We start from the raw sequence: 24705 nt of genomic DNA, 5'->3' as shown, positions 1-24705 counted from the left end.
ACAATCCCGGATTTTGCCGACTTATCGAGCTACCATTAGGTCCGCTTTGTCGGCGTGTCCGGAACGGCAGCTTTGGAATCGAAAATCTCGGATTGCAGACCTTCGCTCCCGATTACCGCCATGACAGCTACCCATCCATTCCTGCCATTCAGCAGAGGTCGAATTTGCCCACGCCGCCTTGACGACCTCCCGGCACCTCACCGCAGCGAACGGATATCCAGGGCGGCGATCGCCGCTTCCAGCGCCGGGCCTTGCAGCGCGATCAGGCCCAGTTCCGCCGCGCGCCGCGCTCTGCGCTCAAGGATCAGCCGAACCGCCGCCGCCGTCAGTGCGGCTTCACCGATCGCATAGTCGACGCGCGCGGATCGTGCCGCCCTTGCGCCAAGGCGTCCCTCGCCGCGCCTGTGGTTCCATGCCAGCTTGCGAAGCGACGGCTCGGCCCCTGCGCGCGCCTTGACCCGGCGGACCGCGACCCGGCGGAACAGCGCGCCGTCCTCGATGCCCGACACGGCGATCCAGTCCTCGATGCGCCGCAGGGTTGCAGAAGATAGCGCAATGGCAGCCGAACCGTCCGGCAGCACGCCCAGATCCGCGCATGTCACGGCCGCGAGGCGGGCCAGGCGATGGCCGGTTTCGGAGGCAAGCGACAGCAGAGCCGCATCGCGGAGGCCCGGCGGATCGTCGTCGCAAGCGTCCAGCAAGGCTTCCAGCGGGATCGCTGCAACCGGGCCAGTCGCGGCCTTTCGCGCCGCCTCGCGCGCACGGGCCTCGCGCAGGAAATCACGCAGGATGTTCCTCTCCCCGATCATCTCGTTGTGGATTCCCTCCCAACCGAACAGGGCATGAAAGGCTCTCAAGGTGGCCAGGCGCCGTGCAAGCGTGGCCGGCTTCAATCCCCTCGCCTCGCCATCCGCCAGATATGGCAGCAGGCCAGCCTTGTTTGCAGGGAGGCCGATCAGGCGGCGCTCCCGGCAATAGCGGGCATAATCGTCGAGATCGTTCGCCATCGCCTTCACGCTTGCGGGGGTGTGCCTCGCCATCGCGGCGTGCAAGACCGCTGCCTCGATCGCGCGATCCGGCGGCAGCAACCCTTCGATCGCAGCCAGAATCCGCGCGCCCCTGTCCACCCCATGGCCGGATCCGCGTTTGGGCAACACCTGCTCTCCCGGACGATGGACGATGACGATCCGCGCCTCCCCGTTCTCCACCGTTGAAGAAGGTGTCGAGGTCATGGTATCCTTCCTCGCTGTTCGTCGTGCTGCGGCCTGTGCACGCAACCTGCCTTGCCCCGAGCACCTCCATAGCTCGATTCCATCGTTATCGATAGTGCATGAAATTTTGACACAAGAGGGTGTATACCTAATCTTAGTTAGGTTTACTTCTGCAAAATCCCTTTGATTTGGTGAGGAATTTTGGTGGCCCCGGAACCCTATTCCAAGCCGGAAACGCTGGCCGCGCTGCTTCTTGGCCGCTTTCAGGCCGGCATTGCGGGAGCGGGCACGGAAGTGCTGCAGGTTTTGGCCGCGCGATCGGTCCGCGAAAGCCTGATCGCAGCCCTGCGGCAGGAAGGGCATGAATTCACCGAGGACCGCTTTTTCGCCTGGTACGCAGGCCTGGACACGCTGTCGGACCATTCGGCAGCTTATCTCCCCCCTGCCGAAGCGGTACGGCCCAAGGCACTATCCCCCAAAGCACTATGCCAAGCCATCTTGACCGAGTTGCGCCATAATTCCTGGACCTCGCTGGCAACCGCCGCCGCAACACTCCAGCAGGCTTTCATGGCGCCTGAAGACTTCAATGGCGGTGCCGATCATGAAGATGCCCATGCAACGATCGCGGCGGCCCGCCAGGTCGTCGAAGCTCTGAAGGCCGGTGGAAACGGGCTACCTTTCGTGCCGGTAGAAAGGCTTTTCTCTGCGGCGACACAATCCCTGCATTTCGCGCGGGAGGACAACGCCATCGAACTGGCCCGAGGTATCGATCGCGACAAGGGCGTGGCGATCGAACGGCGTGGCTCCGGAAATTCCCGATGGGCGCTGGATCTGCTGGCGGGCGGCTATCTTTCACCTCGCCACGGCCTGCCGATCGCTTTGCCTTTGCCCGGCCTGGTCGCATTGCCGCTGGTCACATCGCCGCTGGCCGGGTTCGAGGCCGACGAAGACAATCTGGCGGACCACGCCGTCGTCAGCCTTCATGACACCCTGGCCCGACTGGATCGTTGGCTGGGCGATGCCAAGGCCGATGTCGCGACGATGCGGTCGCGTCTGGAAAACCGCCGCAGCAGCGGCCGCGCCCAGAGGCTGGCCGAATACCTCGCCGGGTTCGGCCCGTTGCGAGGCACCCAGATAGAGCGGGTGATCGGCGTGTCCCGTCCCGGGGTGCGGGTGGTGACCTCCACGCTGGAGGCCAGCGGCCTCGTTCATAGCCAGACCACGCGCAATGCCACCAGGCTGTACCTCTTCGCGCCCGGCTTCGACGATGCCCTCCCCTCCCCGCTCGATCGGCGGGAGGTGCATCCATCCTCCGATGCAATTGCCGATTACGAGGAATCGATGCGCGCGCTCGATGAACTGCTGAGCCGATCGACGTTCGGGGCCGGACAAAACTAGCGGGCGTCCATCGACCCGGATGGCGATAGCCTCGTTACGGCTCGCTGTGAAATCGGCCCGGGCAATGCCATGCGGGCCGATCGAACCTTCGGATAGCACCTTTTCGAGCGATTTCGGGCCGTTTGAAGTTCAAGTTCCTGGAAAACAGCGGTTTTGAAACGTCGCAAGACCGAGCCTCGTGGAGCGCCGAAACCGACGTTCGATAGGGTGCAGGCCCGGAGCCCTCCTCAACGCGCTCTACGGGCTTCTCAGGGCAAATTTCGCGGCACCATCCCGGCAGAGCGAGGCGGCCGTGGCTGCACTTGCACGAAAACTGCCTCAAGGGTGCTGAAAATGATTCAAATTGGGCGGACGGAACCGGTCGGGCGCGACAGGCCGTCCAGAGCCGCTGGCATCCGTGCAAGGCAGTCCGGGCGTGTGCTGCGCGACGCCTCTCCCCCGTCAATCCGGAACTCAAACTTCGGGCGAAGCGGTTAGAAATCTCTTTAGAGGGATTCTGTTAGAAAAGTTAGGCGCGCGGAAATCCGGCCGCAGGCTTCAAGATTCCGCGATTCGCAATTTCACGGCATTCCCGAAGTGTCGTCGCTTCGTTCCCGATGTGTCGTGGAAGGTGTTCCCGAAGGATCGAAAGCCTGTTCCTGAAATGTCGATCAGCTGTTCCTGAAGGGTCGAAGCATGCGATCAGGGCGTTCCTGGTGTGTCGAAGCCCCGGATTTGCGTCGAATATTTGAATCACTTTTTTCGAGGGGTGCTGCGGAAAGGTTCAATCATCCGCCCGCTCTTACAAAGACTGTCGTTCTGCGCGATCGTCTCGCCGTCGGACGCGACACTTCGGGAACGCCTGCATCGACGTGGATGATGAGGGCACCCTCACTATCGAACTTTCGCGAACGCCCGCCATGCATGCGAGCGGATTTCTATCGTCCAGGTATGCGCTGTGCCGGTACGAGTCGATCACGGCGATTTCGCGTGGCTCCTTGCCGCGCGTTCGTTCTGGCAGGAGTGCCTGTCGGGAGACCCTGCCTGGCGCCCCTGCTTGGCGATCGCAGGTCGGTCACTGCGCGGATTGCGGTTGGGCATAGCCGGATCAGCGAGTTCGGCGACATGGCTACCAAGCTTGCATCGGTTCTGGCAATCATGCCGGCGGACATCACCCGCTGCCCCCGAAAGTTTCATTGCCAGCCCGCCGGGCCGTTCGGGCAAAGAAAAGGCCCCGAAGCGATTACCGCTTCGGGGCCTTCATAGCCTGTTCGGACAGGGCGAGATCAGCCGCGCAGATTACGGCCGTGCTTTTCGTGATGGCGCTTCACCCAACCGATGAAGGCCCGCTGCCAGTCGGCCGGAGTACGTTCGGGCGAGACGGCGACCCACCGTTCGAAGTCGGCGTGAAGGGCGTGAAGATCCCAGCCCGGGCAGGTCCGGCGCAGGAAGTCGATGGTCTCGTCGGTCATGAAACCGCGGGTCGCCGCTTCGGACAGGCCGATCACGGTTCGCCGGATGAGCTGGCTGGCATCGACCACCCCAGCGGTTTCGGCGTCTCTGGCGGCGGCAGGTTTCCCCAGGGAAACGGCTTGTCGCGAAGGCGTCTCCGGGGTGCCTTCGACTTGCGCAGAGGCGGCGGCAGTGCGGGATGACGGCTTCCGCTTGCGCGGGGCGGATGCCTTGGTTCCGCTCTCGGGCAGCACGGCACGGGGTGAAGAGAACGCCTGTTCGACGGCCTGTTCCATTCCGTCCTCATTCGCGGCCAGGGAGGCTGGCAGGCCCCTCTCTGCTCCGCCCTTGCCGTCGACCCGGCGCATGCGGATCATCGGCTCGCCATCGCGCGCGGTTTCGAGCGAGAGCGTGTAGCCCGGCAGATCGTCCTTCTCGACCAGCTTGAGCATTTCGAACTTGAACCGGCGATACTGGCCTTCGGCCCCGGACTTTTCGAAGAGAACGGGCATCGAGATCGCGAAACCGCCCTCCCCCGCACCGCCGGCGTGCTTGCGCGCGACCTTGTAGAGCCAGCGTTCGCGGCCACCGGTGATGTCGAAATAGGCGCGGTCGATCGAAAGCACGCCGCCTTTCATCATCACGCCTTCCCAGAACCAGTTGGAAAGTTCGATGGTCATGCCGCGCGATCGTTCGGTGCGCTCATCGACCAGCTGGTTCCAGCCATCGAGCCAGGAAAACGTGGCCTCGCGGCGGTTTTCGGCACGGATATTGGTTTTGATCGTCGTGGCGACCAGGCGGTCCAGGGCCTGCGCAAGCAGTTCATAGGCGCGCCCGGTGGTTGGGCGGCCGATCGCCCGTAGCAGATCGTAGGGCATGAGATGCAGCTTGCGCGGCACATCGTTGACGCCGCGCCGTGCCATGTCGGCAAGCATGCTGGCGCAGTAGATCAGGATGTCGGCATCCCATATCGTCGCCATGCCATAGTCGGGGTTGGCCGAAACGTGCACCCACAGCTTGCCGTCGGGACTGGTGTAGTCGATCGGCTTGGCGCGCTTCGACTTCGCCAGGCTGAAGAAGGGCCGCTCCATCATTTCGCGCTGGTCGCGCATCGGCAGGTCCGCGATATACGGAAGGAACAGGTCGAACTGCTCCGAGGCCGTCTCTCTTTTCGGGCGACTCATTTTCTCATTCCGCGTTCAGAACGGTGGACAGGGCTTTGCCGGACACGGCGCTTCGCTGTTTCCCCGGGGAAACGAGAATCGACGGGTTCGGGTGATTCTCGGCATAATGGCGGCCCGCCAGGAACCGCGCAAATGGCGTAGAACCTTGCTTGTGCAGAACTTGTGCGTGGATTTCGCAGGCTTTGACGGCTTCCGTTCGACCATCGCGGACGCAGAAGGTGTTTCCCCGGGGAAACAACTGCCGGGATCGGTACCGGGCATGGAGGACGAACCTCTGCGGATACAAAAAATGCAGGGGAGTGCCCCTGCATTTTCGTGAATGGACTTGCGTCCTTCAAGGCAACCGTAACGAGTGGCGAAGGTGACGACGGCCATTCCTGGTCGCGTTTCACCTCCGCCGCCGATCAAGTCTGCAAGCCACGGCCTTCGCCGTCGAGCTGGATCAGCAGATTGCGCACGGCGTTCAGCACTTCCTCGCGATTGGCGCCGGAACCCGCATGAAGGCGCAGCGTAACGCCCTGGCGGTTGCTCGATTGAACCGAAGCCATGGCGCGGCCGTGACGAGACACGATCGACATGGGTTCCGGCTTGGCGCGCTCCGCGTCGGGTGCTGCGAGCAGGGCCTTGAGAACGTCCGCCGCCACGATCGCGGGGCGACCGTCGGCGCGGCGATTGGCCTGCTCGCGGGCGAGGCGGGAGGCTTCCTTGCGGATGGCGACGGCCTTGTCGCGGTCGTCGAGCAGTTGCGCCAGCGGGTAGGCCGGCTTCAACTGCACGTCGGCCGGAGATGCGAAGGCCGACAATACGGCATCGGGAATGGCGGCCACCTTGAGCATCTTCGACAGCCAGCCCTTGGAGAGCTTCAGGCGCTCGGCCATCCGGGTCATGTGGTTGCCGTAATGGTCCCGCAACGCGTGGGCATAGTTGCGGGCGCGCTCAAGATCCGAAACGTCCTTGCGGGCCCGGTTCTCCAGGTCGGCAAGGCGGAAGGCGGCTTCGTCGTCCAACTGGGCGACTTGGGCCACGAACTGCATGTCCGGGTAGGAATGACCGCGCAGCCAGGAGATGGACCAATGGCGGCGGGTACCGGCAATGACTTCATAGTCGTGATCGGCATCGCCTTCCACGCGGCGCACCACCGCTGGGACTTTCTGCCCGCCCTCGGCGATGATCGAGTCGATAAGTTCGCGGCAGGACTCTTCCGACAGATGCGCATAGGATCGGGCATTGCCCGGCCAGATACGCACACGCGCGGGATCGAGAAGGAGCTGCGTGACCTGGCGTACTTCGCCGGTGGCGACGCGGGCGAGGGCGCTCTCGCGTCCTAGCAGGGTGGTGCCGCGCGAACGCTCGGCACGCGGGCGTGGCTCGATGGGCGGCAGGCTCGCCGGTTCGGCGGCTGCTTCGGAAGCGTTGTCGGCCTGTGGCGAGACGTCGTCTTCCAACCGGAAGTCGTCGTCCGAGAGCAGGGCGGCGAGATAGTCTGATTGCTTGCGGGCCATGGCTTACCTCGAAGATGGATAGCGAGAATCGGACGGGAACATATGACGAACAAAAGCCCTGTAGGAAAATGCTTTATCGCGGTGCGAGAGCAGGTTAGCCATTGACCAGCAAATCCTCGTCCACGCGCTGCGAACGGCCCCATCCGGTGCGCACCAGCTGTTCGATCTGGCCCATGGCCTCGTCCAGGTTGGCCTTGCAGCGCTTGTGCGTGCGCGGGGTGCCGATCGGCTTTTCAAGTTCGTAGACCGTCATCATGCGCAAGGCGGCATGGCTGATCTCGGCGCTCTCCAGGATGGGCACGGGCAAGAGGGCGGGCCCGAAGGTCTGCTCCATGATGGTGCGGACCATTTCGTGGCTGGGGTCGTTGCCGTCGAACTTCGAGCAGATCAGGCGAACGAACGAGTAGTCCACCGAGATACCGGCACCGACGAGCTGCTCCAGCACCTGGTCCATCATCGAAAGGAACTGGACGGTCGAGCAGAAGTCCGGCGTGGTCGCTGCCAGCGGAACGAGCAGGGCGTTGGCCGCCTGCATGACTGCAAGGCTGATCGTGCCGAGCGCCGGAGGCGGATCGAGAATGACGACGTCATAATCGCGCGCCAGATCCATCAGACCCTGCTTGAGCTTGCGGAAACGCGCCGCGAGTACCGACTGGCCATCCGCCCCGGCGGCCGCCAATTCGTATTCGACGTCGAAAAGTTCCAGGTTCGAAGGGATCAGGTCGACGTTCGGCCAAGGCGTGCGCTTGACGGCGTAGAGCAGATCGGCCTGCGTCGGGTCAATGGAGAGGTACGGGTAGAGCGTCTCTTCGCGCGTGATGTTGAAGTGCGGGTTGAAGCCGAACAGCGTCGTCGTGGTGGCCTGGCTGTCGCAATCGACCACCAGCACGCGATAGCCCTGCACCGCGAAATAGTGGGCAAGATGGGTGGTAACGGTAGACTTGCCAACGCCGCCCTTGAAATTCTGCACGGCGATCATGGCAGGAACGTCCAACGGTGCGCGGGCAGGGGAGGCGCCCAGAACTTCCCGCATGTGCAGCATTTCTTCCACCGTGTAGCCCAGACGGCGGCCGTTGCCGGCGGCAGGTGGCGGCGGAAGGCGCCCGTCATCCTCGGCCATGCGGATGCGATTCGTGGAACAGCCGAGCAGGGTCGCTGCCTCGGCGATTCCGAAACGGACATTGAGTCCCTTCCGGGTCTCGGGCAGGAAGGCTTTGCGCCGCAACCGCTCGATCATTTTCTCGCCCGCCTGGGCCATTTCCGAGATACGGTCGACTTGTGAATGCATGTCTGGCCTGCGGTTATATTTTGAACGATTTTGCAGGTATATGCGCGAACGGATGTTCAGTCGAGCCCAAATATCAATCAAGAGATGTCTTGGCTGAAGTTCGACCGAACATGGCGACTATGATGCACTGAGCATCAAATTGGGCCTCGGCGACCGGATCGAGGCGCAGATTGCTTCAACCCATAGATTCATGATTCGATTTGCCGCCAAAGGGGGGCATCTTGCGGGAAGCGAAGTGTAACCAGACCAGGATGATCCGCGGCGAACGTCGTCAGCGCTTCAACGACGATCTCACCGGCCCAAGACCCATTTATATAATGTGTCCAGCACCAAGCGGGCTCGCGTCGATACGAACCCTTTTTCGTCTGTCTATCGGAATGCGTTTCAGGGCTAATTTATAGCCGAACCGGCCTATATCCCGTTTCCTCGCTTTTGCCGGTGGGATGACCCCGGTTTGCGTGGGTTGGCTGGGCTTTGCGTGCCTTGGCCAGAGCCGATCCCTTGTGAGTCTCCGCGACGCCCGCAGAATAAAGCGCATAAAATCAGTATGATATAGCTCTTTCCCGGATCGGCATGTCGCCAGGCTTTCGCTCCGCATGCCCGTCCCTGAGGTGAACGAATTCCGGTCCCGGCACTCTATTTTCCCCTACCAGAATGCCTTTTGCGTGTTCTTCGGCGGCGCTTGGCCCGGTGCCGACATCATCTGCCGGTTGCTTTTCCGGCGAAGCCGCCGCTCCGGCTCCAGTTCGAGGTGCCGCCGGACTCCATGTTGTTCATCGTGCGGATGAACGCATTCGAACACCCATCCAACCCAACAGGCGATCCCCGATCCATGACGGCTTCGGCATATCTTTCACTTGGCTCGCGCGCTTCGCTCAGGAGCCTTTCGCACCGAGCGATCCTGCTGCTGGCGGCGCTCTTGCTTGCGCTGACGTTCGCGCTTTCGGCGAAAGCCCAGGTTGCTGCGCCTTCGCCTCAATCGCCGATCCTGGGACGAGAGCGCATCGATCAGCAGGATCCAAGCCTTCCGCGTGCTCAAACTCCTGCCCGCGTGCCGCAATCGCAAGCACCGGTCGTGGCCGCGCCCGCAGCGCCATCTGGCGGACCCGGCGTGGCGCTGACCGCGCTGCGTTATCAGGGTTCGACATTGCCCAAGGACGTACTGGACAAGTCCGTGGCAGCCTTCATCGGAGCGCCGCTCAATCGCGATAATCTGCAGAAAATCGCGAATGCAGTGAGCGCCACCTATGCGCAGAGCGATATTGCCTTCTTCGCCGTTTCGATCCCGCAGCAGGTTCCCACGGGCGGCGTCCTCACGCTGCGCGTGCTCGAAGGGCGGATCGCTCGCTACACGCTCGACGGCAGCACCCGCAGCACCCCCAAGCGCCTGATCGACGCGCAAGTGAAGCGCTTGATGAAGGAGACCCCGACCCGCAAATCGACGATCGAGCGCACCATTTCGCTGCTCCGCGACATTCCGGGACAGACCGTGCAGGCCAGCCTCAAGCAGACTGCAACGCCGGGAGAACTCCTGCTCGATCTCAAAGTGGACCGCAAGCAGATCGACATTACGATGAACGTCAACAACAACGGTATCGTCAACGTCACCACGGGTGTGCAGACCCAGCTCTCGGTCGCGGTGAACGGCGTGCTGCGCGAAGGCGACACCACGCGTTTCTCGGGCAATGTGCCGTTCAATCCGGACCGCTATCAGTTCTATTCTCTCAGCCATGCCACGCCGATCGGCTCGAACGGCACGACACTGGGCATGAGCGGCGCCTATGTGCGCACGAAGACCAGGGATCTGAACATCGTGGGCGAAGCGAAACAGGCAGGCATTGCCATCTCGCACCCCTTGATTCGCTCTTACCGCCGCAATCTTTCGCTTAGCCTTTCTCTGGACGGGACCAATAGCGAGAATTACTTTCTCGATACTGCATTCGGTGGTTTCAAGACGCGGGCTCTACGGCTCGGCACGGTGTGGTCTTCGGTGGACAAGACCGGTGGTTATGCCATCTCCACCAGCCTGAGCCAGGGGCTCGACGCCCTCGGTGCCCGACCGATCGAGGGCTATTCGGAAGCCTCGTTCCGCAAGGCCAACCTTCAACTTACCGCGATCAAGGAAGTGACCAAGGCGATCTCCGTCAAGGCAACCCTGCGCGGGCAATTTACCAAGGATCGGCTGCCCACTACGGAACGCTTTCCGCTTGGCGGCGAAGGTGCCGGGCTGGCCTATCGCGCCGGCATCATCACCGGGGACAAGGCGGTGGCGGGCAGTCTGGAACTGTCATGGCGGGTAGTCGGGAAGCCCACCGCATCGCGCGGTCTGACGGTGTTCGCCTATACGGACGGTGCGCTGGCCCGTAGCTACGAACGACCCGCATATCGATTGGCCGCGCAAGACTTTTCGCTGGCGACGGCAGGTGTGGGCGCCCGGATCACGCCGATAAAAGGATGGACTGCAACTGCACAAGTGGCAGTTCCTGTCAAGTCTCCATCCGATTTTTACAGTAAAAAGGCAAGGTTCTTCTTCAGCGTGAACAGGACCATTTGATTGCGCTTTTGCGTGTACGCAAAAACGGCAGCGGCCCTCCCTCGGTACCGCCGCCGTCATGGACGTGCGGCGAAGGAAAGGGGGTAGGCGATGAAGAATGTTTGGGAAGTCTGGACCAGTGCGCTGACCGACGCGGAGTGCGATGCCATCGTAAAACGCGCCGAAGGTTATGCGGAGCAGGATGCGACGATCGGGTTCTCCGGCAACCTGCGCAGCGATCTGGGGTATCGCACATCGACTGTGCGCTGGCTCGATGCGAGCCGGGAGAAGGACATCGTCTCGCGCATCATGGATTTCGTCCGCCCTTCCAACCGTAACAACTTCGGCGTGGAAATCGACGCGCCTTACGAGCTTCAATTCACCGAATATCGCGCGACGAATAAGGGGCATTACGACTGGCACCAGGACGTCTGGCTGGAATCGCCGCGTCCTTATGCGCGCAAGCTTTCCGTTGTGGTCCAGCTCTCCAATGACGGAGACTACCAAGGCGGTGCGTTCGAGTTCTTCGGCATAACCAACCCCGCCGAGAAATTCCTGCCGCGTGGAAGCCTGCTCGTCTTTCCGTCCTTCCTTCAGCACCGGGTGCTTCCTGTGGTTGAAGGCACCCGCCGCAGCCTCGTTACCTGGGTTGAAGGACCAAACTGGCGCTGAACTTTACGCGCCGTCCGCACCGAAACGGCCCCAATACCCCGCCAGAACGAACATTGTTTAACCTCGATCTTGCGTGATCCGCGATATGAAAGGGCAAGGTAGAAGATCGAGGAGGATGTTATGGTCGGGTTTGTAAGGGACATCTTGGCAACCTTGTCCTATGAACCTAGCCCGGCCGAGGCTTTCGGGGTGGATGGCGAAGCGCTGTCGCGTCTCGATCAGCGGCTTGCCGGTTTCACGCAAGGAAGCGGGCGCGCCCGCACCGCTATTTCCATTCGCCCATCCGACTGTAGCGTGTGGGACGGCAACCCGCGCGACGTTCCGGGGCTTTCGGCGGAAAGCTGCCGGTCGCTCATCGAATCGATCGCGCAGGAGGACGGCAATCGGATTCCCGTGCTCGTTCGCCACAATCCGCCGGGGTCGGATCATCCCTATCAGTTGCTGGTGGGGAGCCGTCGGCGATTTTCGGTCGATTGGCTGAACCACAACGGTCGTCCCGAAATCCGGCTGACCGCGCTCGTGGTGGACCTGACCGATGAAGAGGCGTTCCGCCTTGCCGATATCGAAAATCGAGAACGGGAGGATATCACCGAACTCGATCGCGCGCGCAGTTATCAGAACGCGGTGGACCGGTTCTATGGCGGCGTGCAGTCGCGCATGGCCGAAGCGCTGAATTTGTCCAACAGCCAGCTGAGCCGCCTACTTGCCCTGGCGCAGATGCCCGATGAGGTGGTTAACGCTTTCGCGACGCGGGATGAACTGCGCGTGCGCCATTCCGAAGTCTTGACGCCTTTGTTGCGACGAGCGGAACAGCGGGAGCGGGTGATGTTTTCTGCCCGGCAGATCGGTGAGGAGCAGCAGAGGCTAGCGGCGTCTGGAGAGCGCATGATTCCGGCCGCCACCGTGCTCGCCCGGCTCAAGGAAGCGACGCGGGAAGGGCTGGCCCGCCCCGGCAACGAGCAGCCGCTGGTTCTTGGGGACAGCCGCGTGGGACGGATTCGGTCGGGACGAGAAGGTCTGGCCATCGATCTCCTCGTCACGCGGGATGCTGACATCGACGCTTTGCTGGAGACTTTGCGAACGGCACTTCTCGACAGTCGCCGTCAAGCGGTCAGCGACGCTGAAGCCGATCGAGTCGCCTGAAAACCCGGCAATGAAGGAATAGGGCGTCTTCGCTCCATGTGAAGACGCCTTCGGCGCGGCACTCGGCGGTTTCTCCGCCGAAGGACTTTCAACAACAGCCCTTTCGGTTTGAATTTCCGCATTCGTCGGCAGGGTGTGGTTGCGCGTCCTGAGCGGGAAAGGCTGCATGTCGTGCTGCCCGATACGCCGTCTTGCGTGATCTCACTCCTGAACGCAGCACTTTTTCCAGCTCCCGGCGCTGGTTTTCGCATTCCCCTTGCGGGACATACCGATCGCGCCAAGCGGCACCTTCGCGACGGTTCCTTCTCGCCGAGAAGCGGTTTCGGACCGTGTCTAGCTTCCATGCAGTGGGCATTTTCATGGAGGTCAACACGATGCCGCGTCACCAATCGCACCCAACCGCCAGGCACCTGCTGCTTTGCGCGACGGCCATTCCGCTTCTTCTGTTGAGTGCCTGCGCCGATGGCGTCGGATTCAGGGTAGGCGCCGGAGGCGGCGGTTCACCGTCCGGCCCCAGCGGCGCCACCGGTCCGACAAGTCCAAGCGGTCCCAGCGGTCCAAGCGGCCCGAGTGGCCCAAGCGGCCCGAGCGGCCCTTCCGATCCCAGCGGGCCCACGGGGCCTACCGATCCCAACGGTCCGAGCGGTCCCACCGGGCCCAGCGGCCCAACCGGCCCGAGTGGCCCCACGGGTCCCACCGGTCCGACGAGCCCAAGCGGTCCTGCCGGCCCCACCGGTCCTACTGGTCCGAATGGTCCGGGCGGTCCCACCGGCCCGGCAGGCCCGAGCGGCCCAACCGGTCCCACCGGTCCCACCGGTCCGACAGGCCCGAGCGGTCCCACCGGCCCGACCGGCCCGACCGGCCCCACCAGCCCTACAGGCCCAACCAGCCCAACAGGCCCAACCGACCCTACCGGTACTCCCGGCTTCACCGGTCCCATCGCCGGGGTGAACGTCGGTGGTGGCGGAGTGCTTGGGCCGAGCGGGTCCGGCACACTGATCGACGTCAATGTTGCGCCGGACGCGGCTTCGGCGAGTGGTAGCGGCATCGCCGTGGACCTGCTCACGGGTGACGGAAAGGCTGTGCAGGTCACTCTGCCGACCACGGCCGAACAGACGCAGCAGGCCCTGGCGCCGGTCGGCTCGCTTACCGGGGCGCTGCTCGGCGATCAGGTTGGAAGCACGGTGACGCAGCTGACCGACGGGCTGGCTCCCACCGTGGCGACGCTCACCTCAACGGTGGATGGTCTGACAACGCCGCTGCTCGATACGGTGAACGGCGTGCTGGCTCCCGTGGTGGGCGAATCGGGCCTGCTCGCACCGGTCACCGGCCAGCTCGGCGGCCTCATCGACGGGCTGACCGCCAATCTTGGGGGCACTATCGGCAACGGTAGCGGCGATCCCGCGCGGACATTCGACGGGCCGCTGCTTGGGCTCGATCTGGGCAACAACCCGCTGACCGGCCCAAGCACGGGCGACACCGTCGTCGGTCTGAACGTCCTGTCCGAAGGTACCGGACAAGTTGCCGGTCAGCTCGCGACGGTCGGCGTCCTGTCGAACGGCGCCATCGTGGACCTCGCCCTGCCGACCACGACCGAAGCGGTTGCGGCCGGATTGGCGCCGGTAGGCAACCTGGCCGGAGCCTTGCTGGGCGAGCAGGCCGGGGGCGTCGTCGACCAGCTGACCAGCGGTCTTGCGCCGGTGGTGGCACCGGTGACGGCGGTAGTGGACAGCGTGACGGCGCCGCTGCTCGATACCGTCAACGGATCGCTGGGCGGCGTGGTTGGCGGCCTGACCGGGGGCCTTACCGGTAGTCCGGGTTCGGGCGATGGCGGTGTGCTGGCGCCCGTGACCGGCGTCGTCGAATCGCTGGTCGGTGGACTGGGCGGCGGACTGGGCGGTGGTGCGGCTGCGGGAGGCGTGCTTGCCCCTGTGACGGGCGCCGTCGATACGCTGCTGAGCGCGCCCAACCAGGGCGGCGCGCTCGCGCCAGTCACGGGCGCAGTCACGGGCGTGGTAAACGGCGTGGTCGGGGGCCTGACCGGTGGCGCTGTCCCTGGCGGCACGGGCGGTGCCGGCTCGGTACTGGCGCCGGTCACCGATGCCGTAAATGGCCTTGTCGGCGGCGTGGTGGGCGGCCTCACCGGCGGCGTGGCTCCGGGTAACGGATCGGGAGCGGCCGCCGGGGCGGGATCGGCGCTTGCGCCGGTGACCGGCCTTGTCGGCTCACTGCTCAGCGGTCTTGGCGCAAGGACGAACTGATCGTCATGCGTGCCCGGCGCCCCACAACCCCATGGCCGGGCACGCGAACGACCCCCACCCGCTGAACGCAGGGGAGGGGAGAAGAGGCAGTCCCGGAGACGGGGCTGCCTCTTCGATTCCGGCGCCGTGCGCCTTGCGGCAGCTACCGGAACGCAACGAAATTGAGCCGGAGTGAGTATTTAACCATTGGCGCGTCTTACGCTGATGATTTCGTCCACGATCCGCGCGGGAAGGCGGATATCGGCTGGATTTTCGGCGTTTCGACAGGGTTTGCGTATTCTCCGCCGGCCGATCCGGGCTTGTTCCGGACAATTGCAAATGCACCGCCCGCCCTGGCGTCGTCTCTCATCCGTATCAGGGCCGGGGCGGCTGCTTCTCGACGAGGCCAAGCGTTCCGATCGACCTATCATTTCTCCAACAGGCCGCAGCGGCCGATACCACGTTGGAGAAGATCCCATGCCGATCCGTCGTTACCCGAAGATCAAGCGGCTCGCCCTTCTGGGCACGGCCACGGCTCCTTTGCTGCTGGTAGCGGCCTGCACCAGTGGCATGGATTTTCAGGCGGGCAATCCTTCGGGGCCGTCTAGCCCCAGCCCGAGCGGTCCCAGCCCCAGTGGTCCGACTCCCAGTGGCCCGACTCCCAGTGGCCCGACTCCCAGTGGACCCAGTCCTAGCGGCCCGAGTGGCCCGACAGATCCGAGCGGGCCGAGCGGCCCTAGCCCCAGCGGCCCGAGCGGGCCAACCGACCCGGGCGGCACCACCACCGGCTTCACCGGCCCGGCTGCGGGCATCTCCGTCGGCGGCACCGACCTGCTTGGCCCGAGCGGCTCCGGCACGCTGATCGATGTGAACGTGACGCCCGATACGGCGACCACCGATGGCACCGGCGTGACGGTGGATGTCCTGACGGGCGACGGCAAGGTCGTGCAAGTCACTCTGCCGACCACGGCCGAAGAGACGAAGCAGGCACTCGCCCCGGTCGGCGCGCTGACCGGCGCGCTGCTGGGCGAGCAGGTGGGCGGCACCGTCACCCAGGTGACCGATGGCCTTTCCCCGACGCTCGCGGCGGTCACTTCCACGGTCGATGGGGTAACTTCGCCGCTGCTCGATACGGTCAACGGCGTGCTCGCGCCGGTCGTGGGCGAGACCGGCGTGCTTGCACCCGTTACCGGGCAGCTTGGCGGCCTGGTGGACGGTCTTACAGGCGGACTGGCCGGTGGACTGACCGGCGGCAGCACTGGATCGGAACCGGCGCGGACCTACGAGGGACCGCTGCTGGGGGTGGACCTGGGCAACAATGCCCTAACCGGTCCCAGCAGTGCCGACACGCTGATAGGCCTCAATGTCCTGTCCGAAAATCCCGGACTGGCGACGGGGCAACTCGCCACCGCCACCGTGCTGTCGGACGGCAAGGTGGTGGACGTGGCGCTGCCGACCACCGCGGATGCCGTCACGGCGGGGCTGGCGCCGGTCGGCAATCTCGCCGGCGCCGTGCTTGGCCCGCAGGTCGGCGGACTGGTGGACCAGGTGACGGGCGGACTCGCACCGGTGGTCGCACCGGTTACGGCCACGGTGGAAACGGTGGCTGCGCCTATCCTCGATACCGTGAACGGCGCTTTGGGCAGCACGCTGAGTCAAGTCACGGGCGGCCTGGGTGCGGGTGGCGGCTCGGCCGGAGGCGGTACCGGCGCGGTGCTGGCGCCGGTCACCGGCCTCGTGGATGCGGTGACGGGTGGCCTGGGCGGAGCACCGGCGGGCGGTGCGGGCGGCGTACTGGCGCCGGTGACGGGCGCGGTGTCCTCGCTGGTTGGCGGGCTTACGGGGGGATTGGCCGGTGGCCTTTCGACGGGTGGCGCCGGAGGCGCTGCCACGGGCGGCAATCTGCTGAGCGGCCTGCTGGGCGGCGCCGGAAGCTGATCCTTTCGTCCCCTCGGTGCGGGCTCCCCCGGCCCGCACCGACCCCCGTTTCCATCTCTTGCGGACATCTTTCGATGATCGACCTTGCCAGGATCAGCCCGCCGAACCGCCGCAGCAATTATCTACTGGTCGTCCGCCTCGACAATGCGCGGCAGATCGCTTCGGCCTTTGGCACGGCGGCGCTGATCACGGCCACGGCGCATGTGCGCGGCGCCATCGCCAGCCATCTCGATCCGGTGATTTGCCGGGAGGCGGCGGATGAGATCATCGTGCTGGCCCATGCGGCCATGCTCGAAGCCGACTTCGTCCGCACCCAGATAGAGGTGCTCTGCGCGCGGCTATGCGGCACGCCGGTGGAACACGAAGGATCCCGCATCCTGCTGTCGATCTCGATCGGCCATAGCGACCCCGCACCCGGCGGGCTGGAGAGCGACACGGGCGAGGCTCTGGACGAAGCAAGGTCACGGTTGCAACGCGTGGCCGCGCCTGCTCTCTCGCTGGATACCGGGTCCGCGCCGGAAGAGGCCCGCTATCGGGCGGACATGGCCCGGGCGGCGTGGCTGGTGCATCAGGTCGCACGGGGCGAGATGTTCTTCGCGTGGCGTCCGATCCACGATCCGCGCCGTCCCGATCGCCTGCTCCAGCACGAGGCCCTGCTTCGCTATGCCGATGCGCAGGGCGAGCAGTTCGACTGCACGGCCGCCTATCAGGCGCTGGAGCGGGTGGGGCTGGCCCATCTGCTGGACCGTGCCCTGGTGCTGCGGGTGCTGGACGAGCTGGAGGCGGACCCGCGCGCGCACCTGTCGATCGCGATCTCGCCGCAAAGCCTTTCCTTCGACCTCGGCGGCCAGGATGCCGCCTGGACCGACTTTCTGGCGCGGATCGAGCGCCACCCCGAGCTGGCCGAAAGGCTGGTGATCGAATTTCACGAATCGGCGGCCTCCCGGTTCTGGCCGGGCACGCTGACGTTCCTCAACACGCTGCGCGCGCTGGGAATCGGTATCGGGCTGGTCGGGTTCGGCTCTGGCCATGCCTCGGTTCGCCAGCTTGCCGTCCTGCGGCCCAGCCAGATCAAGCTCGACAGCGCCTTCCTGCGCACTGCCTTTCTGTCCGAGCGCAATCGCGCCCGCGTCGGCCAACTCGCCGCGCAGGCGCGTGGTTTGTGCGATAGCGTGGTGTTCGTCGGCGCCGATACGCCCGCGCAGATCCGGCTGGCGGTGGAGGAGGGCGCGCAATGGGTGGCCGGGGAGCGGCTCGGCCGCGTCTGCACGCGCCGCACCTGGAGTGCTCGCCACCGCAGCCCGGCGCACCATCCCGGCACGTCGTTCGCCTCGCGGGCGGAGCCGTCGCCGGCTCTGGCGGAGGGCCTTCGCGCCGTGCGGAGCCCCGTGTTTTGACAGCCTATCGTGACAGTCAGTCCCGTTCCGGATTCCGGCCGATGACCGGAACCGAATACAAAGGAAAGGAAGCCGCCATGACGAATGACAAGGTGCAGAACGCACGCGAACTCCTGCGGATCGCCCTGGACATGCTCGACGAATGCGATGCTCTGGTCAGCGGGGCGCTTGTGGCAGGCGCGCTAGATGCGCTGGAAGGCGTGCCCGAGCACGACGCGCGCCTATCCGCGCCGCCTGTCGGGATCATGGCTCTGGCGGTCGAGCGTGGCCGCTCCATGCCCGCCGGCCTCCATAGCTGCGCGTGAGCGGGCGATGCTGACGAAAGAAGGCGCCCCGCTGAACTGGGGCAACCAGAGCCTGCCGGCCCGTTTCCAGCGGGACGGGCGTTCGGGACTGCCGCGTTTCAGCCTGCTGCTGGACGCGCAGGTCACGGCGGATGGCGATGCGGTGGACGTCGTGGTGCACAACCTGTCGCAGGGCGGCATGCTGGTGGAATGCGATGCCGACCTGGATATCGGCGATCCGATCGAGATCGATCTTGCTGCCGATCATCGCGCGCAGGCCAGCGTCATGTGGCACAACGAGAATTTCTACGGCTGTCGTTTCGATAGCCCGATCTCCGCCGCCGTGCTGGGCGCCGCCCGCCTGCGTTCGGCGCCGCGCTTGCGGGAGGACCAAGACGATCTCGACGCGCCTGATGCCGAGGGGGGCGATACCGAGGGGGCCAGTCTCGATGGTGAAGCCCAGGAGTCGCTGGCCCGCCGTCTGCGTCGTCTACGCAAGCAAAACGGCTTCAGCCAGGGCGAACTGGCCGAGCGGATCGGCGTGAGCAAACCCACGGTATGGGCCTGGGAGCATGGCCGCGCCCGCCCGCAGGAAGCCCGCCTCAAGGGCATCGCCGACGCTCTGGGCACGACGATCGACGATCTGGACGGCTTGCCCCGCACCGATAATCTGGCATTTCTGATGGCGGAATATCGCGATCAGATCGCCGCCCATTTCAATGTCGCGCCGGCGAAAGTGAAAATCGTGATCGAGTTCTGATAACGATTGATATCAGTTTTTTCAGAACTTGGAGCGGCTTGGGTCGAAACAGCGTGCATCCAGCATTCATTTATTGATAATGTCGCGGCCATATAGGAGTACGAAACATCAGTGGCGGCAGCACCCTTCGGGAACGCCGGTGCGTCGCACGGAGGAACGGGATCGGATGAGTGACGATCAGGCCAGGGTACTTGTTCTCGATGATTTTTCGGCCATCGTCGAAGAGTTGCTGACCTTGATGTCGCTCCACGGCATTGCCGGGATCGGCGCTTCCAATCTTACCGAAGCCGTTGACATGCTGGAGCGGCATCCTGCCGTGAGCGTGGTCGCCTGTGATTTGCGGCTCGATCGCGAATCCGGGCTCGACATCGTTTCGCGGGTTCGCGCGCATCCCCGGCTGGCGGCCCGCCCCTTCGAATATGTCTTCATCACCGGCGACCAGATGCGCGAAGACCTTGTGGAAGGCATCTCGCGCTACGCCTTCCTCACCAAGCCGGTGCAGCCCCAGGCGCTGATCGGCACGATCCGCCGGATGCTGGTCAACGGTGTCGGTGCGTGACGGCACCTTCGGATGAAGCGACCGCGAACCGCGGTCTTCTGGAAGCGCTGCGTCGCCATGTCGGGCTGAAAGTCGTCAGCGACGTTCGGCTCGATGCGGCGGCGACGCGGATACTGTTCCGCAGCGAGCATGCCGCAGCCGACGAACAACCGCAGGCCGTGCGCATCCACTCCGAGGATATCCTGCGTCTGGCCGCGCTGGCGGGCCGGTCCGAAGTCGTGACCGATCTGCGTACGCAAGAAAGCGGCATGGGCACGCTGACGCTGATCCTGCGTGACAATCGCGGCGGGACGCATTGGGGCAGCGCGGTCCTGATCGATGCGCCGACGCCGCGTCATGAGCACCAGGCCCTGGCCGAGCGTGCGCGCATGGCGGATCTGGGCGAACGGGCCCTTACCCTGGCGCATGAACTGCGCCAGCCGCTGTTCACGATCTCGATGGCGAACGAGAGCCTGCGCCTCATGCTCGACCGGCCGGACACCACGCGCTCGCGCCTCCAGACCAGCGCGTCGCGCATCGCCGAGCAAGTGCTGCGTGCCCAGGCGATCATCAAGCGCACCTTGGGACAGGCGGCGGACGAGAAGATCGTGGCGCGCCACACCGACGTCATGGAAGCTGCGGCCAGCGCCGTCGAATTCCTGGAAGCGCTGTTCGAACGGGCCGATATCGTCGTGGAGCGCGATGCCGCCGGCCTTTCCGCCTGCGTGGCGCTGGGCCGGGTGGAACTGGAGCAGGTCTTCGTCAACCTGCTGCGCAATGCGGCCGACAGCATCCAGTCCCGCCGCGCGGCGGGCTGGGACGGGGAAGGGCGGATAGCGATCACGCTGGAGGGCAAGCCGGGCCAGATCCGCTGCGTCGTCACCGACAATGGCGCGGGGCTTTCCGCCGATCTGGAGCGGCTGGCCTTCGAACCGTTCTTCACCACCAAGGCGCAGGACGGCACCGGCCTTGGTCTGCATATCTGCCGCCAGATCGTGGAAAAGGCGCGTGGCTCCATCCGGCTGATCGCCAATCCGGGCCATGGCGCGCGCGTGGAGATCAGTCTTTCACCGGCTCCCGGCGGGCATGCCGCTTCAGATGTCGTCGCGGCCTAGGCGGATGACGAACCGCGTCGGCTGGCTCGATCGCAGCATCGAACGGAAATCCCCACCCGCCTCGATCGCCACTTGCTCCACCAGCCACAGCGTGGCGTGATCGAGCTTGCGGGCGGGCGCGGGCGCGCCGTCCTCTTCGATGCATTGCACCGTCACCACCACGTGCGCCGGAGACATCGCTGCCTTTAGCAGAATCTTGCCGCGCCGCTTCTCGTTGTTCGGGCCGATGAAGCTGCCGAACGCGCTGAGCAGCGCCGCCACCGCCATCATCTCCAGCGCGCCGTGATGTTCGGGGAGGACATGCTCCAGGGCGTTGCCTTCCAGTTCCACGACGACGCCGTGATGGCGCACGTTGGACTTGGTGGCGGCCACGGCGCAGTCCAGCGCGCTGCGCACGTTGAGCGTCGAGCGTTCCTTGTCTCCGTCACGGCCGAACCAGCGGAACAGGCTGAGGATGAAGGCCGCCGCCTCGGTATGGGAGGAGATGCGCGCGACACGGTCCAGCAGTTGCTTGCGGCTTTCATCGCTGATGTCGAGCTGTTCGACGATGTAGCGCATGTTGCCGTTGGCCATGGAGATCACGTTCAGCGGCTGGGCCAGATCGTGCAGCATGCCGGCGGTGACCCGGCCCAGCAGCAGGTCGCGGGTGACGGGGACCAGGCCGTCTTCTCCCCAGGCCAGCAGGCGCGCATCCACCATGGCGAGATGGCGGGCAAGCCCGGCGCCCAGGAAGGCCGCGCTGAGCGAGCCGGAGAAGACGGCGGCCGTGGCGAGCGGGCCTTTGAGCAGCAGCACGCAGCAGAAGCTGGCCATCGACACGAGCAGCGCCACCAGCCAGGTCCAGCGCGGGGCCCGCAGCAGCACCAGGACCAGGCTGCGGGGAAAGAACCCGGCAGCGCAGACCATGGCCAGCACGGTCCAGTAGGCGGCGGAGAAACGAGCTTCGGGGATGATGTAGAAGCCGGCGCTGAGCACCGCAGCCACCAGAGCGGCCTTGAGGGTCTTGTGCAATACGAACAGCGCGCCGGCGGCGCCCGCGCCGATCACGCCCGCGGCGGGCGCCTGGCTGGATACCAGGCCAAGGCACAAGGCGCAGGCGGCCAGGGCGCCGGGGTAGAAACGCGTGCCGTCCTCCCAGGCCCGCAGGCGCATCGCCAGTTGCGGAGCGAACCCCGCGCCGACCGGGCGCGTGCCTTCCAAAGCGTCGTCATTCGCGACTGCCTTGCCGGAAGGGTCGGGCGGAGGAAAATCCACGACGTTGGTGTTTGGCACAATCATTTCAGTCAGCCCCCGAGACCGGTTCGGATGCCGTGCATCTTCGATTCCGGACGGGGCGATGATCGCGAAGCCGCGAAGCTTTCGCAACAGCGAATTAAACCTGATAGAAGGTTTTGTTAGGTCGTAAGTAAATATACTAACAAAGCCGGATTGTCCCGCATCAACAAGCCGGTTTCAAATTGTTAATCCGTCGACATAGCGGGCCAAAATCGGACTATGTGCAAGAGCAGCGCAGGCCAATAATGCGCAAACTGCCTTTCAGAATGTCCTGTTAAGATCAAAGATGCCTCCTTGAACATGATCTATGTTTCACCGGAAGATCTTGAAAGAACCGATCCGGACATGTTCCCGGCTTCTGTTCGGCGGGTGTCGTTGCCGTCAAGTTGAGGATTGGCGCCCGATTTGGATGAAATGAGCAAAGGTATACTTTCCGGCGCTTTAACGCTTGTGAAACACTCCCGCTGATTGCGGTCGCTTCGGCTATTTCTCCGTCTCGGATCATATTCGAGAACAGCTATCATCAATACGCAAGACGGCATTTCCGGTCGTCTTCGATGAAAAAATCCAATCCGGGTCTTCGGGGCAGGCGATCCGGTTTGCGTAAACGCAAGGAGCCAGGGGGGAATGGGCATGAGGCTCGGTTCTAAAGCGAAGCTGACGATTGGTATCGGGCTGGTAGCGGCTTGCGGCTTCGCTTTCCTGGGCATGCGCGAACTGGGTCGCGCCGCCGGGCCGGTGGCGGATGCCGCGGCCCGCATGCCGATCGGTCAGCCGGAGCCTTCGTTCGTCGTCCTTGCCGCCACCACCCGTGATATCAAGGTAGGCGAAACCATCACCGCGGACATGATCCGCAATTCAAAGTCCGATCCGGCGCGATACCCCACGGCGGTCACCCCGGCCGAGATCGTCGGCAAAGTGGCCACGCAAGACATTCGCGCCAACTCCCTGATCCCGCGCATGGCGCTGGGGCAGGAAACCAAGCTGGCGATCCGGGTGCCCATGGGCATGCGCGCGATCAGTATCGACACGACCTCCGAGATTGCCGTCGCCGGACTGGTGCGGCCGGGGGACCGGGTGGACGTGCAAGTGGTCTATCCCGGCGAGGATGCTCTCAGCGGCGCCCGCACCAGCGGCGCCAGTCGCGCCCGCACTTTGTTGCAAATGGTTCCGGTGCTGGCCGTAGGCGAGGCCGTGGTCGGCACGCAGCCTGCCAGCGGCGTGGAAGGCGCCGTGGCGGCCGAACCGCCGCCGGCCCGCACGGTCACGCTCGCGCTGGCGCCGGAGCAGGTCTCGCAGCTGGCTCTCGCCAAGAGCACCGGGGCGCTGACGCTCTCGCTGCGCAATCCCGGCGATCGCGCGGAAGTGGCGGTGGCGCAAGTGGCGTCCAGCCCGCAGCCGCGCCCCGCCTCGGCCTTCGCTGCTCCCGCGTTTACCGCCCCGGTCCAGTTTACACCGCGCCCGGCCCCCGCGCGCGCCGCGTCGGGCCCACCGCCTGCCGAGAAGAGCGCGTCCGGCGGATCGCAGGCCATCGAACTCGTCGTCGGCGGCAACCGGCAGGTCATCTATTCCGGGAGTGCATCGCAGTGAAAGCCCTGATCGCCTCTCTGTTATTGGCCGGTTCCCCGCTCATCGCCGCCCCGGCGCAGGCTCAGGTCCGGCCCCAGCTCCAGGGCGACCAGCAGCAGGAACTGCTCCAGGTGGACGACCAGCGCACTCTGTCCTTCCCCCATTCCGTCGGCCGGGTGGAAGTGAGCCGCGAAAACGTGATCGGCATCACCGCGCCCACCGCGCAGTCGATCCGGGTCAAGGCCCTGGCGGTGGGCGATGCCGTCCTCACCGTGTTCGCCAAGGACGGCACCGTCCTGGCCGAGCGCATGGTGCGCGTGGGCGGCGCGGGCTTCACCGGGCAGGCGGCCACCTACCGCCCCGGAGAGAAAGTGGTGGCGGTGGACGTGCAGTTCGCGGCGGTGTCCAGTTCGACGCTCAAGGCGCTGGGGTTCAGCTTTTCCAAGCTGGCCGGCGACCTGCAAGGCGCCGTGATCGCGCCGAGCGGCGTCAACAGCTACAGCATGGGCCGTGGCGGACTGACCGTGGACGCGGCCGTGCCGCTCCAAAGCGCCTTCAACTTGTTTCTCTCCTCGCGCAGCCATGGCATCGGCGCGGTGCTGAGCGCGCTCTCGTCCAATGGCCTGTCGCAGTTGCTGGCACAGCCGACCCTGCTGGTGCGCTCCGGCGAGCAGGCCAGCTTCCTGGCAGGCGGCGAGTTTCCCGTGCCGGTCCCGCAGAACAGCGGCAACGGCAATACGCTCTCGATCGAATACAAGGAGTTCGGCGTGCGCCTTTCGGTGACGCCCTATGTCCTGTCTTCCGATCACATCGTGCTGAAGCTTGCACCCGAAGTCAGCGAACTGGACTACAACAACGGCGTCCAGCTTCAGGGCTACACGGTGCCCGGCATTCGCCGCCGTTCGGCGGAAACGACGGTGGAACTCGGCAGCGGGCAGAGCTTCGTGATCGCCGGGCTCAACTATACCAATAGCGCGATCACCAAGGAGAAAGTGCCGTTCCTCGGCGACCTGCCGGTGCTCGGCGCCTTCTTCAAGCGCCAGCAGAACCAGAAGGAGCGGCAGGAACTCATCATCGTGGCGACGCCGCGGCTGGTCGAGCCCGGTACCGCGCCGATCGCGCTGCCCAGCGCGCCCGGCGATCCCGATCCCAGCGTGGGCCAGATGATCGTCGGCAACGACGGCGTCGAGCAGTCCGTCAAAACCTTCGGCGTCGTGAGGCCCTGAC

At 64.9% G+C, this 24705-nt stretch carries 18 protein-coding genes; 13 read left to right on the top strand and 5 right to left on the bottom strand.

Features of this window, described 5'->3' with window-relative positions; all coding sequences use genetic code 11:
- Positions 1–197: 197 nt before the first annotated feature.
- A complete protein-coding gene (locus RT424_RS14370) occupies positions 198–1232 on the bottom strand; it encodes an integrase (RefSeq protein WP_313439507.1) in 1035 nt (344 codons plus the stop codon).
- A 183-nt stretch (positions 1233–1415) separates the two neighbouring features.
- Between RT424_RS14370 and RT424_RS14365 the strand changes: the two genes are divergently transcribed.
- The gene (locus RT424_RS14365) at positions 1416–2609 is read left to right on the top strand and encodes a hypothetical protein (RefSeq protein ID WP_313439504.1); all 1194 of its coding nucleotides are present in this window, start codon (positions 1416–1418) and stop codon (positions 2607–2609) included.
- A gap of 1265 nt (positions 2610–3874) precedes the next feature.
- Here RT424_RS14365 and RT424_RS14360 read toward each other — a convergent pair.
- The 3 genes from RT424_RS14360 to RT424_RS14350 all read right to left on the bottom strand — a co-directional run bounded on the left by RT424_RS14360 (position 3875) and on the right by RT424_RS14350 (position 8014).
- On the bottom strand, positions 3875–5224 hold the full coding sequence (locus tag RT424_RS14360; protein WP_313439501.1) for a replication initiator protein A: 1350 nt from the start codon (positions 5222–5224) through the stop codon (positions 3875–3877).
- Between the two features lie 404 nt (positions 5225–5628).
- Positions 5629–6726: a ParB/RepB/Spo0J family partition protein gene (locus RT424_RS14355; RefSeq protein ID WP_313439499.1), complete on the bottom strand. Its 1098-nt coding sequence runs from the start codon at positions 6724–6726 to the stop codon at positions 5629–5631.
- 94 nt (positions 6727–6820) lie between these two features.
- Positions 6821–8014 carry an AAA family ATPase gene (locus tag RT424_RS14350; protein ID WP_313439496.1) on the bottom strand — a complete coding sequence of 398 codons (1194 nt, stop codon included), beginning with the start codon at positions 8012–8014 and terminating at the stop codon, positions 6821–6823.
- Between the two features lie 832 nt (positions 8015–8846).
- Here RT424_RS14350 and RT424_RS14345 point away from each other — a divergent pair.
- The 10 genes from RT424_RS14345 (at position 8847) to RT424_RS14300 (ending at position 20634) form a co-directional block, all read left to right on the top strand.
- Positions 8847–10568: a ShlB/FhaC/HecB family hemolysin secretion/activation protein gene (locus tag RT424_RS14345; RefSeq protein WP_313439494.1), complete on the top strand. Its 1722-nt coding sequence runs from the start codon at positions 8847–8849 to the stop codon at positions 10566–10568.
- 90 nt (positions 10569–10658) lie between these two features.
- On the top strand, positions 10659–11219 hold the full coding sequence (locus tag RT424_RS14340) for a 2OG-Fe(II) oxygenase (protein WP_313439491.1): 561 nt from the start codon (positions 10659–10661) through the stop codon (positions 11217–11219).
- A 153-nt stretch (positions 11220–11372) separates the two neighbouring features.
- Entirely contained in the window at positions 11373–12362 is a 990-nt protein-coding gene (locus RT424_RS14335) for a ParB/RepB/Spo0J family partition protein (protein WP_313439488.1), read from the top strand.
- Between the two features lie 947 nt (positions 12363–13309).
- Positions 13310–14623, top strand: a complete 1314-nt coding sequence (locus RT424_RS14330) for a hypothetical protein (RefSeq protein WP_313439485.1) — start codon at positions 13310–13312, stop codon at positions 14621–14623.
- 456 nt (positions 14624–15079) lie between these two features.
- Positions 15080–16540 carry a hypothetical protein gene (locus RT424_RS14325; protein WP_313439482.1) on the top strand — a complete coding sequence of 487 codons (1461 nt, stop codon included), beginning with the start codon at positions 15080–15082 and terminating at the stop codon, positions 16538–16540.
- Positions 16541–16614: 74 nt separating this feature from the next.
- Positions 16615–17937 (top strand): EAL domain-containing protein, encoded by a 1323-nt coding sequence (locus RT424_RS14320; protein WP_313439479.1) that lies wholly within the window; start codon positions 16615–16617, stop codon positions 17935–17937.
- Between the two features lie 77 nt (positions 17938–18014).
- The gene (locus RT424_RS14315; RefSeq protein ID WP_313439476.1) at positions 18015–18242 is read left to right on the top strand and encodes a hypothetical protein; all 228 of its coding nucleotides are present in this window, start codon (positions 18015–18017) and stop codon (positions 18240–18242) included.
- 7 nt (positions 18243–18249) lie between these two features.
- A complete protein-coding gene (locus RT424_RS14310) occupies positions 18250–18981 on the top strand; it encodes a helix-turn-helix domain-containing protein (RefSeq protein WP_313439474.1) in 732 nt (243 codons plus the stop codon).
- 166 nt (positions 18982–19147) lie between these two features.
- Entirely contained in the window at positions 19148–19540 is a 393-nt protein-coding gene (locus RT424_RS14305; RefSeq protein ID WP_313439471.1) for a response regulator, read from the top strand.
- Positions 19537–20634 (top strand): ATP-binding protein, encoded by a 1098-nt coding sequence (locus RT424_RS14300; RefSeq protein ID WP_313439468.1) that lies wholly within the window; start codon positions 19537–19539, stop codon positions 20632–20634. Before RT424_RS14305 ends, RT424_RS14300 begins: the two co-directional genes overlap by 4 nt.
- On the opposite strand, the gene RT424_RS14295 is transcribed toward RT424_RS14300, so the two are convergent.
- Complete coding sequence (locus RT424_RS14295; RefSeq protein WP_313439466.1) at positions 20614–21912, bottom strand: hypothetical protein; 1299 nt, start codon at positions 21910–21912, stop codon at positions 20614–20616. The genes RT424_RS14300 and RT424_RS14295 overlap by 21 nt on opposite strands.
- A 630-nt stretch (positions 21913–22542) precedes the next feature.
- Between RT424_RS14295 and cpaB the strand changes: the two genes are divergently transcribed.
- Positions 22543–23499, top strand: coding sequence for a Flp pilus assembly protein CpaB (gene cpaB, locus RT424_RS14290; RefSeq protein WP_313439463.1), 957 nt, complete (start codon positions 22543–22545; stop codon positions 23497–23499).
- A complete protein-coding gene (locus RT424_RS14285) occupies positions 23496–24704 on the top strand; it encodes a pilus assembly protein N-terminal domain-containing protein (RefSeq protein ID WP_313439460.1) in 1209 nt (402 codons plus the stop codon). Before cpaB ends, RT424_RS14285 begins: the two co-directional genes overlap by 4 nt.
- Position 24705 lies beyond the last annotated feature (1 nt).

Source organism: Novosphingobium sp. (genome assembly GCF_032093395.1).
Lineage (GTDB): Bacteria > Pseudomonadota > Alphaproteobacteria > Sphingomonadales > Sphingomonadaceae > Novosphingobium.
Note: the sequence above shows the minus strand (reverse complement) of the source record. Positions and strands in the feature narration are given on the sequence as shown.

Excerpts from the sequence above, each read along its gene's own strand:
- RT424_RS14370 (WP_313439507.1), bottom strand. The coding sequence starts at position 1,232 with ATGACCTCGACACCTTCTTCAACGGTGGAGAACGGGGAGGCGCGGATC.
- RT424_RS14360 (WP_313439501.1), bottom strand. The coding sequence starts at position 5,224 with ATGAGTCGCCCGAAAAGAGAGACGGCCTCGGAGCAGTTCGACCTGTTC.
- RT424_RS14355 (WP_313439499.1), bottom strand. The coding sequence starts at position 6,726 with ATGGCCCGCAAGCAATCAGACTATCTCGCCGCCCTGCTCTCGGACGAC.
- RT424_RS14350 (WP_313439496.1), bottom strand. The coding sequence starts at position 8,014 with ATGCATTCACAAGTCGACCGTATCTCGGAAATGGCCCAGGCGGGCGAG.
- RT424_RS14345 (WP_313439494.1), top strand. The coding sequence starts at position 8,847 with ATGACGGCTTCGGCATATCTTTCACTTGGCTCGCGCGCTTCGCTCAGG.
- RT424_RS14340 (WP_313439491.1), top strand. The coding sequence starts at position 10,659 with ATGAAGAATGTTTGGGAAGTCTGGACCAGTGCGCTGACCGACGCGGAG.
- RT424_RS14325 (WP_313439482.1), top strand. The coding sequence starts at position 15,080 with ATGCCGATCCGTCGTTACCCGAAGATCAAGCGGCTCGCCCTTCTGGGC.
- RT424_RS14320 (WP_313439479.1), top strand. The coding sequence starts at position 16,615 with ATGATCGACCTTGCCAGGATCAGCCCGCCGAACCGCCGCAGCAATTAT.
- RT424_RS14315 (WP_313439476.1), top strand. The coding sequence starts at position 18,015 with ATGACGAATGACAAGGTGCAGAACGCACGCGAACTCCTGCGGATCGCC.
- RT424_RS14310 (WP_313439474.1), top strand. The coding sequence starts at position 18,250 with ATGCTGACGAAAGAAGGCGCCCCGCTGAACTGGGGCAACCAGAGCCTG.
- RT424_RS14305 (WP_313439471.1), top strand. The coding sequence starts at position 19,148 with ATGAGTGACGATCAGGCCAGGGTACTTGTTCTCGATGATTTTTCGGCC.
- RT424_RS14295 (WP_313439466.1), bottom strand. The coding sequence starts at position 21,912 with ATGATTGTGCCAAACACCAACGTCGTGGATTTTCCTCCGCCCGACCCT.
- cpaB (WP_313439463.1), top strand. The coding sequence starts at position 22,543 with ATGAGGCTCGGTTCTAAAGCGAAGCTGACGATTGGTATCGGGCTGGTA.